The 17,544-nt window shown below is 41.9% G+C and carries 13 protein-coding genes; 7 read left to right on the top strand and 6 right to left on the bottom strand.

The window, feature by feature from the left end:
• Positions 1 to 436 precede the first annotated feature (436 nt).
• Positions 437 to 2,149, top strand: a complete 1,713-nt coding sequence (gene pta / locus GYX91_RS09710) for a phosphate acetyltransferase (RefSeq protein ID WP_306181182.1) — start codon at positions 437 to 439, stop codon at positions 2,147 to 2,149.
• 818 nt (positions 2,150 to 2,967) lie between these two features.
• Here the strand turns inward: pta and GYX91_RS09705 are convergent.
• Positions 2,968 to 3,240 (bottom strand): DUF3079 domain-containing protein, encoded by a 273-nt coding sequence (locus GYX91_RS09705; RefSeq protein WP_084548210.1) that lies wholly within the window; start codon positions 3,238 to 3,240, stop codon positions 2,968 to 2,970.
• Positions 3,241 to 3,409: 169 nt separating this feature from the next.
• On the opposite strand from GYX91_RS09705, the gene GYX91_RS09700 reads away from it, so the two are divergent.
• The 3 genes from GYX91_RS09700 to GYX91_RS09690 all read left to right on the top strand — a co-directional run bounded on the left by GYX91_RS09700 (position 3,410) and on the right by GYX91_RS09690 (position 5,612).
• Positions 3,410 to 4,525: an FAD-dependent oxidoreductase gene (locus GYX91_RS09700; protein ID WP_174830708.1), complete on the top strand. Its 1,116-nt coding sequence runs from the start codon at positions 3,410 to 3,412 to the stop codon at positions 4,523 to 4,525.
• Complete coding sequence (thiS, locus tag GYX91_RS09695; protein ID WP_025331599.1) at positions 4,525 to 4,719, top strand: sulfur carrier protein ThiS; 195 nt, start codon at positions 4,525 to 4,527, stop codon at positions 4,717 to 4,719. The genes GYX91_RS09700 and thiS overlap by 1 nt, the downstream gene beginning before the upstream one ends.
• Positions 4,720 to 5,084: 365 nt before the next feature.
• Positions 5,085 to 5,612 carry a DUF1440 domain-containing protein gene (locus GYX91_RS09690; protein WP_174830707.1) on the top strand — a complete coding sequence of 176 codons (528 nt, stop codon included), beginning with the start codon at positions 5,085 to 5,087 and terminating at the stop codon, positions 5,610 to 5,612.
• A gap of 198 nt (positions 5,613 to 5,810) precedes the next feature.
• Here the strand turns inward: GYX91_RS09690 and GYX91_RS09685 are convergent, their stop codons facing one another.
• Together GYX91_RS09685 and GYX91_RS09680 are read right to left on the bottom strand one after the other, a co-directional pair.
• A complete protein-coding gene (locus tag GYX91_RS09685; RefSeq protein ID WP_174830706.1) occupies positions 5,811 to 6,458 on the bottom strand; it encodes a peroxiredoxin-like family protein in 648 nt (215 codons plus the stop codon).
• The gene (locus tag GYX91_RS09680; RefSeq protein ID WP_174830705.1) at positions 6,445 to 6,951 is read right to left on the bottom strand and encodes a MarR family winged helix-turn-helix transcriptional regulator; all 507 of its coding nucleotides are present in this window, start codon (positions 6,949 to 6,951) and stop codon (positions 6,445 to 6,447) included. The genes GYX91_RS09685 and GYX91_RS09680 overlap by 14 nt, the downstream gene beginning before the upstream one ends.
• A 541-nt stretch (positions 6,952 to 7,492) precedes the next feature.
• Here GYX91_RS09680 and GYX91_RS09675 point away from each other — a divergent pair.
• A complete protein-coding gene (locus GYX91_RS09675; RefSeq protein WP_174830704.1) occupies positions 7,493 to 8,278 on the top strand; it encodes a thiazole synthase in 786 nt (261 codons plus the stop codon).
• A 237-nt stretch (positions 8,279 to 8,515) separates the two neighbouring features.
• On the opposite strand, the gene GYX91_RS09670 is transcribed toward GYX91_RS09675, so the two are convergent.
• On the bottom strand, positions 8,516 to 9,916 hold the full coding sequence (locus GYX91_RS09670) for an amino acid permease (protein ID WP_174830703.1): 1,401 nt from the start codon (positions 9,914 to 9,916) through the stop codon (positions 8,516 to 8,518).
• A 336-nt stretch (positions 9,917 to 10,252) separates the two neighbouring features.
• Between GYX91_RS09670 and GYX91_RS09665 the strand changes: the two genes are divergently transcribed.
• Positions 10,253 to 11,536: an MFS transporter gene (locus GYX91_RS09665; protein ID WP_174830702.1), complete on the top strand. Its 1,284-nt coding sequence runs from the start codon at positions 10,253 to 10,255 to the stop codon at positions 11,534 to 11,536.
• A gap of 156 nt (positions 11,537 to 11,692) precedes the next feature.
• Positions 11,693 to 14,335 (top strand): aminopeptidase N, encoded by a 2,643-nt coding sequence (gene pepN / locus GYX91_RS09660; protein WP_174830777.1) that lies wholly within the window; start codon positions 11,693 to 11,695, stop codon positions 14,333 to 14,335.
• Between the two features lie 95 nt (positions 14,336 to 14,430).
• Here the strand turns inward: pepN and GYX91_RS09655 are convergent, their stop codons facing one another.
• Together GYX91_RS09655 and efeB are read right to left on the bottom strand one after the other, a co-directional pair.
• On the bottom strand, positions 14,431 to 16,044 hold the full coding sequence (locus tag GYX91_RS09655) for a phosphoethanolamine transferase (RefSeq protein WP_174830701.1): 1,614 nt from the start codon (positions 16,042 to 16,044) through the stop codon (positions 14,431 to 14,433).
• 208 nt (positions 16,045 to 16,252) lie between these two features.
• The gene (efeB, locus tag GYX91_RS09650; RefSeq protein WP_174830700.1) at positions 16,253 to 17,539 is read right to left on the bottom strand and encodes an iron uptake transporter deferrochelatase/peroxidase subunit; all 1,287 of its coding nucleotides are present in this window, start codon (positions 17,537 to 17,539) and stop codon (positions 16,253 to 16,255) included.
• Positions 17,540 to 17,544 lie beyond the last annotated feature (5 nt).

Below are 17,544 nucleotides of genomic sequence, written 5' to 3'. Positions count from 1 at the left end.
TGCCATCATCATTCTCTAAAATTTAAATGTCCAAATAATGCATGAATAAAGCCTATCAAAAGCGTATATAAAAAACAGAAAATACAGAAATACGAAATTAGCGATATAAAATAAATATCAAAGGCGAAACTCAGCAATAGCAAAAATAAACATATACAGTTATTTGACAGATTTGGATGATTTTATTAGTTCAAACTAATGTTTTTTATAATGATTTTTGAGTAAAAATTAGTAATGCTGTGCTGGTGCTGCTGCCTGATTCAGGCAGGAAATAATTGAGCAGATAATGACTTATGACTTGGTTAGTGGTTGCAATATCCGGCCGGCTTATGTTTTTTCATGCAAAAGTTGATGTAACTTATAATATAGCGCAGCGAAGTAAATTATAATCGTTAACGATAAGATAAGTGCAGTATTTGCTGCTAGTGTAATTTAAATGAAAGGGATGTTTATGTCACAATTTTTGCTGGTGCCGACAGGAACTCAGACAAATATAACTGCTGTAGGTTTGGGCGTGGCGCAGGTATTTGTACAAACAGGTCATGTGCCTTTGTACTTTAAACCAATTGCTGAAGATGTGGCTAAGGATAATACATCTGAACTTGTACAGGTTGTATTGAATCAGAAATTACCGGTACCGCAGTCGCTGAGTAATCTGGATGAACGTGTATATCAGGGACAAGCAGATGATGTAGTAGAAGAATTTGTTGCTGCTTTCCACGAGATGGACGAAATTAAACATGATGTTGTTGTTATTGAAGGTGCAATACCTGAAGCAGGCCGTACATATCTGCCGGCACAGAATGTGAAAATTGCGGCTGCACTGAATGCCCGGGTAATTCTGGTCGCAGCAGTGGCCGGTCAGACAGCAGCGGCGGTGGCTGCGCAATTACAACTGACTTTGCATGATTATGCACACGGACATACTGAAATCAGTGGATTTATTTTAACTGCTGATGCACAGAATGTACCATCTGCCGGTTTTGCGGCGGATGTTCAGGCTGAACTGGCTAAACATGGTAAGCAGCTGGAATGTATCGGTCTGGTTACTGTACCGGCAGATGTACAGGTTGCACAGGCACAGGAAGCTGCTAAAGCAGTAGCGGCACAATTAAATGCAGATGTGCTGGGTAGCGAACTGGCGAAACCTGTAGCAACACATCTGGCACCGGCAGCGTTTCGCTATCAGATGATGGCACGTGCCCGTGCGGCGAATAAACGCATTGTTCTGCCTGAAGGCAATGAACCGCGTACCATTGCTGCGGCTGCAATTTGTGAAAATAAAGGTATCGCCCGTTGTGTTCTGCTGGCCAAAAAAGCAGAAGTGGAAGCAGTGGCTCAGGCTAAAGGCATTACTTTGCCTGCATCTCTGGAAATTATTGATCCTGACAGTATCCGTGAACGTTATATTGCTCCGATGGTCGAACTGAGAAAGAGCAAGGGTCTGACTCCGGAACAGGCTGCTGAACAGTTACAGGATACGGTAGTTCTGGGCACAATGATGCTGGCTACCGGTGATGTAGATGGTCTGGTATCCGGTGCTGTACATACAACGGCCAATACTATTCGTCCGGCTTTGCAGCTGATTAAAACTGCGCCGGGGGCCAGTCTGGTATCCAGTGTATTCTTTATGCTGATGCCGGATCAGGTGCTGGTATATGGTGACTGTGCTGTTAATCCGAATCCTACAGCCGAACAGCTGGCTGATATTGCTATTCAGTCTGCCGATTCTGCTAAAGCATTCGGTATTGAACCCAAAGTAGCGATGATTTCATATTCTACTGGCTCGTCCGGCAGTGGTCCTGATGTTGAAACTGTTACCGCAGCAACCAAACTGGCACAGCAAAAACGTCCTGATTTACATATTGACGGTCCTTTACAATATGATGCTGCCAGCGTACCAAGTGTGGGCAAACAGAAAGCACCGGACAGCAAGGTAGCCGGTCAGGCAACTGTATTTGTATTCCCAGATCTGAATACGGGTAACACTACATACAAAGCAGTACAGCGCAGTGCACATGTGCTGAGTGTCGGTCCGATGTTGCAGGGGCTGAATAAACCGGTAAATGATTTGTCACGCGGTGCCCTGATTGAAGATATTGTGTATACCATTGCACTGACGGCAATTCAGGCAGTACAGATGAACTAGGCAAGATATTACAAGCCCGCAGGCATTGTAATTTTGTTATACAGCAGACAGATGATAGTAATATCATTTGTCTGTTTTTAATTTTTGGTAATAACTTTTAATAAATCTATTCTTTTGAGAAATATTATTTCTAATTTTAGTTATAAAAAGGTAGATTGTTGTCTTTTGGTGCTATATATTTACAAACTATTGTCAAAATTGAATTCATAAATTACAGTCTATTACACAGACGATGATCTGAAAAAAGCCAAGAATACAGAGGCATAATTTAAAGATAGAGGAAATATTACGGTATTAAATACTCGCCTGCAGATATTTGCAGGCGTTTTATTTTTATCTGCTGTTATTTTGAACTAAGAACCATTTCTGTGCGCACATGCCGGCTTGGTTGCTGTCTGCTGCTGGTCACTATTTGCAATATTGTTTCAGGTATTGGTTTATCTGAAAGAATCTACTATTTTAAATAAATATAATATATACAGGTTTGGAATTTTACCAGAATACAGTTTTTATACTGTAATATCGTCATTCGGAATCATTTCTATTGTGTATTGCACAGCCACTATTTTCTGTAATATGGATAGCGTGGTAATTTTTCCGGTCTGTTTTCAATCTTTTATCTGGTTTTCAAATATATCAATATGATTTTTAATCATAAATTTAGTTTAATGGTCAGTCCGGTTCATGCTGAATTAACTTAGCATGATGTGCACCACATGCTGCTGTGTTTCAAATTTATGAGCTGGATTAAAGAAATTGTTTTTTTTGCGACATGGGTTCTGACAGGTAAGTGTATTTGCTGTTACATTAAGGACAGCTTACTTTTTTAACGCCAGTTTGATATGCGGTTTATGTGGTTTCTCTTCTGGTAAAGAGGGTTTACCGGCGGCGGCAATCTGTTCGCGCTGTGCTTCTGAAAGCAAACCAGACCAGTCTCCGTCCAGATACCATTGCTCGCCGAAATCTTCGCAGGGATGCGGAATACGGATACAGCCATTACCACATTGCAAATCATCAGCACGACAATATTTATCACAACCCCAGCAGATTCGTTCGGGATGTTTCGGATGTAACGGAAAAACCTTGGCCATGATGATGCATACTTGTGACGATTAATATGAAGTTATACCTGCTGAGATAGTTTTATTCAAGGAACGGTTAAATGAAAACCGTGTAATATTTTGTCTGGATGAGGTGCTGATGGTACCGGATGCAGACTGAAATTGAATACAGATTCTAGTCAACAAAAATGGGTGCACGATGAAACAATATGATGTTGCAGTGCTGGGAGGCGGTTTATTGGGACGTCTGACTGCCTGGTTATTGGTAGAGCAGGGTTGTAAAGTAATATTATTTAATGCCGGTAAACGTAATGGTGAAGGTGCTGCTGCTTTTGCAGCGGCAGCTATGCTGGCACCTACAGCTGAAGCAGTAGAAGCAACGCCGCTTGTGGTACAACTGGGTTATACCAGTCTGCCCGTCTGGCGCCAGTGGGTGGATTCGTTTCCGACACCGGTATTTATGCAGCAAAATGGTTCATTGATTGTATGGCATCCGCAGGATCGTGCCTTAGCAAAGCAATTTACTAATCACTTGCAGCGTGCCCATCAGGATAACAGCGTCTGGCAGATGTGGGATAAACAGGCAATCAGTGAGCATGAACCACAGCTGGCCGGTCGTTTTAAGCAGGGATTGTTTTTACCGACCGAGGGGCAGCTGGATAATCGCCAGACATTACTGGCTCTGGCCGATGTGCTCGAGCAAAAGCAGGTTAGCTGTCACTGGGAGCAGAGCAGTGATCTGGCTGAATGTGCCGGTCTGGCTCACTGGACGCTGGATTGCCGCGGCTATGGCGGCAAAAGTAACTGGAATAGCCATGGTCATAGCCGTCTGCGCGGGGTACGGGGAGAGGTGCTGCGGGTTTATGCGCCTGATATTGAGCTTAATCGTCCGGTACGGATATTGCATCCGCGCTATCCTATTTATATTGCACCCAAACAGAATAAGTTGTTTGTTATCGGTGCTACACAGATTGAAAGTGAAGATGACAGTAATCTGAGTGTGCGCAGCGGTTTGGAGCTGATGTCTGCTTTGCATACTGTTCATTCGGCATTCGGTGAGGCGAGGATTCTGGAAAGTATGGCTGAACTGCGCCCGACACTTAATCACGAAAGCCCGGAAATACGTTATGATAAGCAAAATCATGTAGTGGCTGTAAATGGTCTGTTCCGGCACGGTTTTATGATTTCGCCGGCAGTAAGTATTGCAACAGTACGGGTATTACAGGCCTTAATGCAGCAGCAATCCATTCCGGATGCGCCGGCACGCTATCATATTGATGTTTTACCGGAAAATGACAATGGAGAAACAGATTAATGGATATTAGTGTTAATGATGATGTAATTGATTTTAATGGTAATACTGTGGCTGATCTATTGGAGCAGCTGATGCCGGAATCACCATTTGCGGTTTCTGTAAATACTTGTTTTATATCTAAAAAACAATATTCTGTTTATCAGTTGCAGCCGCAGGATAAAGTGGATATTGTCAGACCGGTAGTGGGCGGGTAATACCCGCTGGTAGTTATGTTTTATTTTGAAAACCCTGTTTGATACAGGGTTTTTGCTTATCAGGCAACAGCCGGTTTATACCTGCTGGGAAGAATAATTTACTTTGTTTATCTGTAAATGAATTGGTGATTTGAGCAGTGAAAATTCGATGAGGGGTATATGGATTTTCCGGTATACAAAATCAGTATATTGCTGATTAAACAGCCATTCAGATTTTTAAACAGTTATTTATGCTCTGCTGGAGAGATATTCGGAGGGTAAATTTACTTGATTTAGCATTAAATATGCATTTACACTTGCGACCCCAATTTTGGGTTAATTAATAGAAAAAAAAGTAATCATTATTACATTAAGAGGAAATAATTATGTCTAATCTGTTTACTCGCACACAACCATCCAGTCGCAATTACGGTGTAGCCTTTTTTGCCGGTATTATGGGCGGTCTGGTTTCTGCATTTGTGAAATCAGGTACGGAAGGAATAATGCCGCCACGAACCCCGGATCGTATAGCACCGCCCATTCAGATGATTCAGGATATGGGTATTGATATTCACAGCATGGTTTACATCTATTCAGATCAGGTAGTGAACTGGGGTGGTAGTACCATACATATTCTGTTTTCAATTGTATGGGCTATTATTTACTGTATGGCTGCTGAAATTTTTCCTAAAGTTAAATTATGGCAGGGTCTGGCTTTTGGTATTGGTGTAACCATTCTGTTTCACGGTATTATGCTGCCGGTGCTGAATTTATCTCTGGCACCATGGAATCTGCCGTTTGATGAATTGTTTTCTGAACTTGTTGGTACGCTATTATGGATGTGGACAATTGAAATCTTCCGCCGCGATCTGCGTAACCGCCTGACCGAAAAACCGGATCCGGAGTTTCAGTAAAACTCATCTGATTTATGCATGATGTACCGGCTTATATGCTTAAGACCGGATACGATGCCCGTGTATATCTGTAACAATCGGGAAAATATTATTTAGCCGCTATTCCTGATGATACAGACATGCACGGGCATTATGTTAAGCACTTCAGCCTGCTGGCTTTGGTGCTTTGTGATGGATGAAATCATGATGATGGCAGGCTTAATCTTTTTTCAGTGCTTTGATTAGTTCCGAAGTGTCAGCTCTTTCCATGTAATTGACATTGATATAGGAAAAGATAACTTTTTTATCCTGGCCGATAATATAAGTGGCTGGTATGGGCAGCTGGTAACTGTCATCGCCATTAAAATCCGGCAGATTTGCACCTAAGTTTTTGTATAAATTTCTGACATTCTCAGGTAAGGTAAATACCAGACCGTACTGTTTGGCTATCTGATTACCCGTATCAGATAAAATAGTCAGATTAATATTGTGTTCCTGTATTAATTGAGCGCTGATATCAGGTTTTTGCGGAGAAATAGCGATAAAGTGAACATCTTGAGTATCGAGAATTAATTTCAGATTTTGGTTAAAGTGTTCTAATTCTTTGACACAAAACGGGCACCAGCTGCCCCGGAAAAAACTGAGAATGACTGGTTTTGTCTCCAGCAATTTATAGAGTTCGATTTTTTGATTATTTGTCGCTACCAGAGAAAAATCTGGTGCGGTATCTCCGCTTTTTATGGCATGGCAATCTAAATTCTGCGTAAGCATTTCTGATAATGAATTTCCCATTACATTCAATACTTCTGCAGGTAACTGGGTAAACATTTCTTGCTGTATTGATTTTAGCTCTTCAATTATTTTCATTATGACTTTCCTGTTGTGAAACGTTTTGATGAATTTGTTGCAGAATTTTTTTAAATATCGTTAATTCTTCAGCAGATAAATTTTGGGTTATTTTTTCTATCCACTGGCTGTGCTGATGCAGAATTTCTTTAACCAGTTTAGTGCCGGTATCAGTTAATGAGACGAGGGAAATTCTTTTATCCTGACTGGCAGTTCTTTTTGAAATCAGTTTTTCATTAACTAATGAGCTGATTAGTGTTGTTGTTGATGCTTTGGTTATGCCTAATAACTTAGCAATTTCTTGTAATGACAGCTCAGGGTATTCTTTTAACAATACTAAAATAATCAGCCTGCTTTCAGATAAATGAAATTGCTGCAGACGTTTGGCGCATTCAATATCAATAGTGTTTGCAACTGATAATAGAGTAAAGCATGTCTTAATTTTATCCAGATCTGCAATTCTTTCTTTTTCCAGTACGTTACAAAAGGATAAATAACGGTTTTCAAGTTGCATACGGTTATTTCTATAAATTAGTTAGTGACCTTACTATTTATTAATTATAGTATAGACCAGGAAAATTATTGTCAATAATTTCAGAATTGTATTGTTATAGTAAATTGATATGAATGGCTGTAGTTGCTGTTTTCCGGATGTTTGTAGTAATTAAGAATTTATTTATTTTCTGGGATGTTTCTGAAATTTTTTGCTTGATGGCTAGGATAAAATTGAATTGTCGTAACCATGCCGGCAGAAAGAGAAGCTGCAAACGTTTTCATTTATTAGGACTGATATTTACCATGACATTTATTACACAGGGTTTTTGTTTCCTATCATGATAAAAGCTATGTGTGCGGTGCTTTGATATTTAAAATAAAAATGTTAATTATGATAATTAGATGTATATGCGCCGGGTAATAATAACAAATGTCGTTTTAGGTGAAAATAAGTGAAAAGTTATTGTTTTTGTTATAAAGTATAAATACTTTGTGCAGTTTGCCTTTTATAGCTTGCAGTTGGAAGATTTTTATTTTTTATGTTAACGGGGGAAGTGAATATGGCTTTACAACTTTATGATGAAGAGTTTAATAGTCGTTTGTTGTTAGGCACTGCTGCTTATCCCACACTCGAAGTACTGCGTACGGCAGTAAGGAAAGCGCAGCCGGCTATGATTACGGTTGCTTTACGCCGTCAGAGCGCAACTTCGGCAGAGCATGGGCAGGGTTTATGGGGATTGTTGCAGGAGCTGGCTGTACCGATTCTTCCTAATACTGCCGGTTGTCTGAGTGTAGATGAGGCGGTAACAACTGCGCAGATGGCTCGCGAGGTATTTGAGACAGACTGGATTAAGCTTGAACTGATTGGTGATGATGATACCTTGCAGCCGGATGTATTTCAGCTGGTGCGTGCAGCCGAAATCCTGATTAAAGAGGGTTTCAAAGTACTGCCATATTGTACTGAAGATTTAATTGCCTGCCGTCGGTTGCTGGATGCCGGTTGTCAGGCACTGATGCCATGGGCTGCACCGATTGGTACCGGTCTGGGACCGGTACATGAATATGCTTTGCATGTCCTGCGTGAACGCTTACCGGATATTCCTTTGCTTGTTGATGCAGGGCTAGGCTTACCTTCGCATGCGGCAAAAGTAATGGAGTGGGGTTTTGACGGGGTGTTGCTGAATACCGCAGTTTCACGTAGTGGCTTGCCGGTGATGATGGCAGAAGCGTTTGCACTGGCTATTAATGCAGGAAGAATGGCTTATGAAGCGGAACCGGTAGTACCGCGAGAGAATGCACAAGCCTCTACACCTCAGGTCGGACAGCCGTTCTGGCACTATGCTTAACTATGTTTTCATTTGTCACTGAATACTGAGCATGTGTGAAATGGCTTAGCGGTTATTGCTTAATAGCTGCCGGATAAGGAGAATTCTCCCAATAGCATTTAGATTTGAAGAGCAGCAAGCGGATTAAGATTAGTAATCAATAAAAGACCTAAAGCGTATATACGCTTTAGGTCTTTTATTAATTCTATCCTGTTTAATTGATGTAGATAGTAATTAAACAGGACAGATTTTTGGGTATTAATGATTCAGATGGTCTGTATCGGTATAGGTAATGCGTTTTTTCAGTTGCTGACGATACAATGGCAGGAACATAGTCAGCAGAATAAACCACACTGGTGTGGCGATCAGACCGGTAAGCGTATCTTTATCCTGACTGAACAGGTACAGGACAAAAACGAAAAATATCAAGCAGGCATAACACATGGGTATACCCAGAGGCATTTTGTAAACTGAGCGCGCATGCGCTTCAGGATAAAGCCGGCGATAGCGCAGATAGGCAATCAGAATGACTGCCCATACAAAAATAAAGCAAATACTGGATACGGTGGTGACAATCGTGAATACTTTCATCACGTCGCCTTCCGCATAAAGCAGACCAACACCAATCAGCAGCAGAGCACAAGAATATAACAGACCGTTTTGCGGTACCCCGCTGGCGGACAGCCGTGCAAAAGCTTTCGGGCCAACGCCGTTTTTCGACAGGCCGTACAGCATACGGCCGGTAGAATACATACCGCTGTTGGCGGAAGACAGTGCAGAAGTGAGTACAACAAAATTAATAATAGTGGCCGCAGCACTGATGCCAATCAGGGTAAACATATTGACAAACGGGCTGCGGTCGGGGGCGACCATATTCCACGGGGTAACCGTCATAATAATGGTTAGTGCCAGTACGTAGAAAATAATGACACGTACCGGTATTTTATTAATGGCAGCCGGCAGAGTGGTATTTGGATCATCTGTTTCGGCTGAAGCAGTACCAACCAGCTCAATGCCGACAAAAGCAAAGATAGCAATCTGAAACGCGGCAAAAAAACCTGACCAGCCATGAGGCATCCAACCGCCGTAAGACCATAAGTTGCTGATTTTGGCCTGAATGCCGCTGGGGCTGGTAAAGCCGGTTAGTAATAAATAGCCGCCACAGCCGATAAGCGCGAGAATCGCCAGAATTTTAATCAGGGCAAACCAGAATTCCAGTTCGCCGAAGAGTTTGACCGATAACAGATTCAGCGCCAGCAGGATGGCAATGCAGATAATGCCGGGCAGCCATAATGGCACTTCCGGCCACCAGAACTGAGTATAGCCGGTAATCGCTACGATATCTGCCATACCAATCACTACCCAGCAAAACCAGTATGACCAGCCTACATAATAACCTACAGTCGGATTCAGAATATCGGTAGTGAAATCGACAAAAGATTTGTAATGCAGATTGTGCAGTAGTAATTCACCCATGGCACGCATCACAAAAAACAGAAATGCGCCGATGATGACATAGGTAAACAACACAGATGGCCCGGCCAGGCTGATCGTACGGCCTGAACCCATAAACAGACCGGTGCCGATTGCACCACCAATAGCAATCAATTGTAAATGTCGGTTTTTCAGTGTGCGTTTTAACTCAGGTGGTCGGCTCATGGTGTATCCTTTACAGACTGGAAAACAAAAATAGAAAACATGGTTTTATTTTTAGAAGTGTATACGTTGATATAAAATTAATTATGATAAATATATATACTGCTAACCACAGACTGGTTCATCACTATGCTTATATACATTTATTGATATAAGCATTTTACCGGTACATACCGGTTCGAGTTTGTAATACTTTATCACAGTTTATTGTTGTTGCCGGCAATATCTGAATATAGTTGTTGAGAATGAGAGGCTGTTGTATTAAGGTAGTGGTGTTACCGGTTTTAGACCGGTATAAAAAGACATAATAACAGATAAATAAGGAAGGAGAGCTTGTCCATGCGCGCAATCCGGACCGGATTAGTGGTGGGCTATGGTTTTATTGTGATGTTTATCAGCACAGCCATAAAAGGGGTTTATCAGGTTTATTTTACCAGTCTGGTAGATCATTATGCTGTGAGTATTGAAACAATGGCTCTGGTTGGTGGTTTTTTTGGCCTTGCGCAAGGTATTTACTCAGCATTAGTCGGTAAGCTGTGTGACCGTTGTGGTGCTGGTCATGTTCTGTTATCGGGAATGCTGGCAGCTGCCTGCGCATTTTTGCTGTTTTCCTCTAATAATAATTTCATGACTTTTGTGCTGGGGTTTCTGCTGCTGGCTGCATATGCGGTTGCTGCCCTGACTTTTGTACCGGTCAGTATTCTGATTGACAGATATGTGATACCTGAGCGGCGCCAGTTTGCGTATGTGCTGGCCACTAACGGTATCGCTGCCGGTCTGATGATATTGTCTCCTCTGTGGATTTATCTGGACGGGTTTATCTCATGGCCGATGCTTTGTGCTATTCTGGCCGGTGTATTTGCCTGTCTGGCTATTGTTCCGGCATTGCTGAACTGGATGGAAGGTATCTGGGTGCCTGAAAAAGTAGCAGTGCAGTCAGCAAATATATCATCTAAGCCTAAGCCGGTCAGCCCGAATATTACCGCACCTTTACCCCGTTACTGGTATCTGGACCGTCGGTTTGTGCTGTCTGCCTTAGCTTTTTCCGGCTGTGGTACGTCAATGATTTTTATTGATGTACATTATGTTCCGGCAATACAGGAAATATTAAGCCAGAATGAAACCGCCAATCTGTTTACCGGTACTTCACTGAGTCTGCTGGGGCTGGCAGAAGCCGTGGGCAGTGTACTGATTGGTTATCTGGTGGCTAAAAAAGTATCTCTGCCTTTATTGCTGTGTCTGCTGTATATCGTGCGTTGTATAACGCTCATGGCACTGGCTCTGTGGCCGGAACCAATGATGGTACCGCTGTTCGGGATTTTTTTCGGAATAACTTATATGGGAACCGTCATTATTATATCCCGTCTGGCCGGTTCTATTTTTGGTTATCGGTATAAAGGCTTTATTTTTGGTGCATTTTTTCTGATTCATCAGATTAGCGGTTTATTAACCGCCTGGCTTGGTGGTTTGCTGCGGGTATATTGCGGTAGTTATTTTCCGGTTATCTGTTTTGTTGCCGTATGGATGGCATTATCAGCAGCTGCCTCTTTATTGTTATCTATGCTGAAAAAAAATGGTGGTTCTGGTAACGGTGGTCGTTATCAGGTTAAATATGAACAATAATTGCCAATTCTGCTATTAATAGCCGGCAGGAATTGAGAACGGCGAACATGGCCGTATTTAAAGATAATTATGTTGCCGGACAGGGCATGATGAGGTTGATTGTATTGATGGCAGTCGTACAATAACCGAAACAGATTTGAATAAAGAGTGTTAATGATGAGTGAAGAAAAAGTGGTTCATTATCTTAAAGATTATCAGGCACCGGATTTTGCGGTGGCAGATATTAATCTGACTTTTACTCTGGACGAAGCTTATACCACAGTAATCAATCGTATGACTGTTGTACCAAAGCAGACGCAAAAACCTTGTGTGCTTGATGGCAGTGCGGAACTATTGCAGATTGTTTTAGATGGTAAATCCTTATATCCGCATGAGTATGCTGTGGCAGATGAAAAGCTGATTATTCATACGGTACCGGAAAGACAGTTTGTACTGGAAATCACGACCAGACTGTATCCGGCACAAAATAAAACGCTGATGGGTTTATATGAATCCGGTGATAATCTGTATACCCAGAATGAGCCGGAGGGCTTCCGTAAAATTACTTATTACTTTGACCGTCCGGATGTCATGAGCCAGTTTACCACCACCATTATTGGTGACAAAGAACAGTATCCGGTTATGCTGTCTAACGGTAATCTGATTGATAGTGGTGAGCTGGATAATGGTCGTCACTGGGTATGCTGGCGTGACCCGTTTGCCAAGCCAAGCTATCTGTTTGCTCTGGTAGCAGGCAAGCTGGCGGTGCTCGAAGGCAGTTTTACTACCTGTAGCGGTAAAGAAGTGGCGCTGAAATTTTATACCCGTCCGGAAGACCGTGCTAAGGCAGGTTTTGCTCTGGAGTCGCTGAAGCATGCCATGCAGTGGGATGAGGAGCGCTTTAATCTGGAATATGATTTAAATATTTTTATGGTGGTGGCTGTTGGTGATTTTAATATGGGCGCCATGGAAAATAAGGGTCTGAATATTTTCAACACCAAATATGTGCTTGCCAGCAGTGATACAGCTACAGATGCTGATTTTGAAGCAATAGAGGGTGTGATCGGGCATGAGTATTTCCACAACTGGACAGGTAACCGGGTCACTTGCCGGGACTGGTTTCAGTTGTCGCTGAAAGAGGGGCTGACCGTTTTTCGTGATCAGGAATTTTCAGCCGACCGGGCCAGCAGAGCTGTTCGCCGTATTCATAATGTCAGAGTATTGCGCAGTATGCAGTTTGCGGAAGATGCCGGTCCGATGGCACATCCGGTACGACCGGCTTCATACGAGGAAATGAATAATTTCTATACGCTGACTGTGTATGAAAAAGGTGCCGAAGTGGTACGTATGTACCATACTCTTCTCGGTGAAGCCGGTTTTCAGAAAGGAATGCAGCTTTATTTCCAGCGGCATGACGGACAGGCTGTTACCTGTGACGATTTTCGTGCGGCTATGGCTGATGCCAATGGTGTTAATCTGGAACAGTTTGCGTTGTGGTACAGTCAGGCCGGTACACCGCAGGTTAAAGCACGTGGTGAATATGATGCGGAAAAACGTACATTTAGTCTGCATTTGCAGCAATCTATTCCGCCCACACCGGATATGAATGAAAAACAGCCAATGGTGATTCCGGTAAAAGCCGGTTTAATCGGTAAAGATGGCACACCAGTTTCGTTCCGGCTGGATAACAGTGAATCTGTGGTTGAGGAAGCGGTACTGGTATTTAATCAGGCTGAGCAGACTTTTGTCTTTAATGATGTAACACAAGAAGTAATACCGTCATTATTGCGCGGATTCAGTGCTCCGGTGAGACTGGAGTATCCCTATAGTGATGCTGATTTAATGCTGTTACTGGCACATGATAGTGATTCTTTTGCCCGCTGGGAAGCAGCACAAACTCTGTACCGGCGTGCCATTACGGCAAATCTGGCTGCGCTTGAAGCCGGTCAGCCTGTACCACATCATGCAGCGCTGGCTCAGGCCATTACGGCGGCACTGAATGCTGATATTGATCCGGCGTATAAGGCAGTATTGTTGCAAGTGCCGGCTGAAGCAGAATTGTGGGAAGATGCTCAGAGCATTAATCCCGAGCTGTATGTTCGTGCACGTCAGGCACTGTTGCAGGATCTGGCATGCAGTATGGAGGATACGCTGACACACTGGCGTCAGTGGGCTGATGAGCAGGAGCAGAACAGTAAACATGCTGCTCCGCAGGAGTACCATCCTGATCTGGCCGGTATTCGCAGCCTGCGCAATACTTTACTGCAATGGGGCGTACAGGCCAGAGCAGAATTATTGCAAAGCATTGCTGCCGAGTATCCGCAGCGGGCTACCAATATGACTCATGAATTCGGAATGCTTCTGGCCATTAATCATTTGGCTGATACAAAGCGTAATGAGTTATTAGACCAGTTTGCTCAGCGCCATGCTCATGATGATTTGGTCATGGATAAGTATTTTACTCTGATAGGCAGCAGCCAGCGTACGGATACTCTGCAACAGGTGCAGGCAGCATTGCAGAACCACGCTTTCAGCTTAGAAAATCCAAATAAGGTACGTTCTTTACTGGGTAGCTTTAGCCGTAATATTCAGCACTTTCATGCAGCCGATGGCAGTGGTTACCGTTTTATTGCTGAGCATATATTGCATATTGATGGATTTAATCCGCAGGTGGCTTCTCGTCTGGTACAGGCATTTAATCTGTACGGCCGGCTGGAACCGCAACGCAAAGCCTTGATGGCCGAGCAGTTACAGCGGATTCAAAAACATGACGGGCTGTCCAAAGACAGCCGTGAAATTGTAGATAAAATTTTTGGCTAAAAATTTAATTTTATTATTTCAAAAAAGTTATCTGGTATTGTCGATTTTTTAGCAATACCAGATAATTTATTTCAAAATGAAAAAACAATTTTTACTTAATGGTGTTCAGTAATATTTGAATTTAATTTTTCATTTCGTAATTCCGGTGGTAATGGGTCATGATCCAGATTTTTCAGAAATTGCAGTAATGATCCGCCTGACAGTACTTCAATATTTGTGCTGTTTTGAGAACTGAAAAATTCGGGGAGATGTGTTAATTGTGTGCTTGAAATTCCCAGCCATTCTGCCAGACCCTGTAATAATTCCAGTCCACTTCGCTGAGCACTGTTTCGTAGCTGAGTGGTTTGATCACTGTTTATTATAACTAAAGGAACATGATAGTTTTCATAATATGAAGCACCGTGTCTGAGTGTAATATCTGCATCGTTACTTTTACTGTGTGATAATCCATGATCACTAAAATATAAAATAGTGAATGGTTGCTTGGTTTTTTCTAAAGCAAGATAAATCTGTTGCAGTAATTTATCAGTTTCTTTAATAGTATCTATATAGCAATTCAGTGTATGATTGTTTATATAATGAGCAGGTTCATTTCTGAGTCGGGCACAGATATCCGGATGTGAACCCATTAAATGTAAAACAAATAGTGTATTATTGTTTTTGCTTTGCTGTTGTAAAAGAAATTTCTCAAAAGGTTGAATTAATTCATCATCATAAGTGTTTTTGCCAAAATCATACATTGCTCTTTTTAAAAAAAAGGTTTTTTGTGCTTGTGTTGCTATTGATGAAACCAATGTGTCATAACGACCTATTGCGCCTTGATTCGATAGCCATATCGTATCCATATTGGCTTTTTGAGCAAGGGTCAGTACGTTATCCCGGATACTGACTTCTTTATAATTATTTTTGTTTAACGCCAGACTATGAGATAAAGAGATTTGCGTATTGGGTCCGGCAGAATACAGATTTTCCATTATATAATTTGCATTTTTATCAAGGAAGGGAGTATTATTAAATTTCATTCCGTATAAATGCAGATAATCTGCACGAACACTTTCACCTATTACTAGAACATAATATTTGTAATTTTGTTTTATATTATTTATTTTCCAGTTATCAGGCTGATTTAGATTTTCATGCAATTTATTTAATTCATTTAAATAATAATTAATATTGATACCCGTATCTACTAAAAACTCTAATGGCTGGGCATGTAAGGGAAATCCGGTATATTCTTCATCCTTATAATATTCTTTCTTTGTTAAACTTACTGTAATAAAAAGAACAATTATTATTGGAATAACTGAATAACGGGCAGGCAGTTTTGGTAAAATGGGGCGGCAATTTAGTTTGATTGAGATTAACGGTACAGTCGCCAGAAACAGAGAATTCAGATAAGTTGTCCAATGAATAGTGGTTATATATTCAAGAGTTTCTTTTTCATTTGTACTGAACAATGAGGCAATTATACCAAAGTTGGGTGTTCCATAATTGACGGCTGTCGGATGATATAGAAAAATAATAACTGAAGTCAGAATGGTGTAAATTTTCCAGATTTTTGGGAAAAACAGTTGCAGAAATAAAAAGACACAGCAACTGGTAATAATACTGACTGATGTTATTGGATAAGACAATGCAATTAAAATGATTGTACTGAGTATTAATTGAGATGAGATACTAATGAGTATTTTATAAATCAATAATTTCATTATATTTTAAGGTGATGTTTAAAATTATTAAGATTAAATATAAAGTATTCTTATTAAGAAACAGTATTTAGCTGGAATTATGTAAATTATACTATAGAAAATCTTAACAAAATAATAACAGCAGAATGCTTTCAGTATTTTGTTGTTATTTGAATATGCAGACTATATGGTAATATAAATCAAGAGTTTGAATATAGATTTATATTTATTACTCAAGCAGCAGTCTGCCCAGATAGTCATTTTCTTTGGCCATTCCCGGTAAAACAAAGAAAAATCCGCCGCCGAATGGTTTGATATAACGTTCCATCGGTTCGCCATTCAGGCGATTCTGGGTATCAATAAAACCTTTTTTCAGGTCGTTCTGATAGGCAACAAAAATCAGACCCATATCAAGTTGCCCGTTAGGTAATACACCCAGCGAGTAACTGAAACTGCGCCGGCGCAGTTTGGCTACGTGCCGTTCAGGAATACGTGGTTCTGCACGGCGCATGTGTGAATCAAACAGAATGCGGTCTCCATGAGGGTCACTGTTCATTTTCGGGTCATCCATTTCATGCTGCATACCAATGGGTGCTCCGCTGGTTTTGTAACGGCCAAAATCATTTTCCTGATCTTCGAGCGGGGTTCTGTCCCAGAATTCGAGATTGAAGCGAATCAGACGGATTGCCTGATAACTGCCGCCCAGACACCATGCCGGTTCCTGGTTGTTCTTAGTTACCCATACCAGTTCATCCATCAGTTTGCTATCGTTAATGGAGCCATTACCGGTACCGTCTTTAAAACCAAACAGATTAATAGCGGTAGTGTGATTGTCGATATCTCTGGCCGGTAGAAATCCGTCCATTTTCCATACCGGCACCATATACTGATTACAATGACTAATCAGATCGCGCAGGGCATAAATGACACTTTCGCGGCTGTTGGCGCAGAACTGGATTGATAAATCTCCGCCGCACCATGCTTTTTCCAGCCGGTCGTTGGGAAAGCGGGGCATAGGAATCAGTTTTTTGGGTTTGAGCTGAGACAGACCAAAACGCTGGTCAAACAGGCTGGCACCCACGGCCAGGGTAATTGTCAGTGAGTCGGGAGACAGATTTTGACCCAGCAGCCCGGATTCTGCCGGAGGAAGCTGGTCATTTTTACCTGCTGTGAGTGTTTGTGGTCTGGTGAGATAGGCAATACGTTGTGAAATCCGCTGGAATAACTGTTGCAGCTCTTTTTTGTTTTTTACAGTAACGTTGAAGACAACAAAGATAGCTTCTTTGGTGTCGGGGGTAATTACGCCAGCCTGATGGCTACCCCAGTAATCAACGGCCTGATTGTAATCATGAGTACAGTTGCCGGCCGCATTGGCTGCTTTGACGGCGCTAAGACTGGCGAAACCCAGCCCTCCGGCCAGCAGCATTTTCATGCTATTGCGTCGCGTAGTGCTGGCCGGATTGTCTTCAGGCGAAGCAGTTGAGACAGGCTGATGTCTGAAAGTGTTTTTAGACATAACTT

The organism is Snodgrassella sp. ESL0304, from assembly GCF_013344995.1.
In the GTDB taxonomy this organism is placed as follows: Bacteria; Pseudomonadota; Gammaproteobacteria; order Burkholderiales; family Neisseriaceae; genus Snodgrassella; species Snodgrassella alvi.
The sequence above is the reverse complement of the archived record's forward strand: the minus strand, read 5'-3'. Positions and strand labels throughout refer to the sequence as shown.

Coding starts and splice junctions, on each gene's coding strand:
- pta (WP_306181182.1), top strand. CDS start 437: ATGAAAGGGATGTTTATGTCACAATTTTTGCTGGTGCCGACAGGAACT.
- GYX91_RS09705 (WP_084548210.1), bottom strand. CDS start 3,240: ATGGCCAAGGTTTTTCCGTTACATCCGAAACATCCCGAACGAATCTGC.
- GYX91_RS09700 (WP_174830708.1), top strand. CDS start 3,410: ATGAAACAATATGATGTTGCAGTGCTGGGAGGCGGTTTATTGGGACGT.
- thiS (WP_025331599.1), top strand. CDS start 4,525: ATGGATATTAGTGTTAATGATGATGTAATTGATTTTAATGGTAATACT.
- GYX91_RS09690 (WP_174830707.1), top strand. CDS start 5,085: ATGTCTAATCTGTTTACTCGCACACAACCATCCAGTCGCAATTACGGT.
- GYX91_RS09685 (WP_174830706.1), bottom strand. CDS start 6,458: ATGAAAATAATTGAAGAGCTAAAATCAATACAGCAAGAAATGTTTACC.
- GYX91_RS09680 (WP_174830705.1), bottom strand. CDS start 6,951: ATGCAACTTGAAAACCGTTATTTATCCTTTTGTAACGTACTGGAAAAA.
- GYX91_RS09675 (WP_174830704.1), top strand. CDS start 7,493: ATGGCTTTACAACTTTATGATGAAGAGTTTAATAGTCGTTTGTTGTTA.
- GYX91_RS09670 (WP_174830703.1), bottom strand. CDS start 9,916: ATGAGCCGACCACCTGAGTTAAAACGCACACTGAAAAACCGACATTTA.
- GYX91_RS09665 (WP_174830702.1), top strand. CDS start 10,253: ATGCGCGCAATCCGGACCGGATTAGTGGTGGGCTATGGTTTTATTGTG.
- pepN (WP_174830777.1), top strand. CDS start 11,693: ATGAGTGAAGAAAAAGTGGTTCATTATCTTAAAGATTATCAGGCACCG.
- GYX91_RS09655 (WP_174830701.1), bottom strand. CDS start 16,044: ATGAAATTATTGATTTATAAAATACTCATTAGTATCTCATCTCAATTA.
- efeB (WP_174830700.1), bottom strand. CDS start 17,539: ATGTCTAAAAACACTTTCAGACATCAGCCTGTCTCAACTGCTTCGCCT.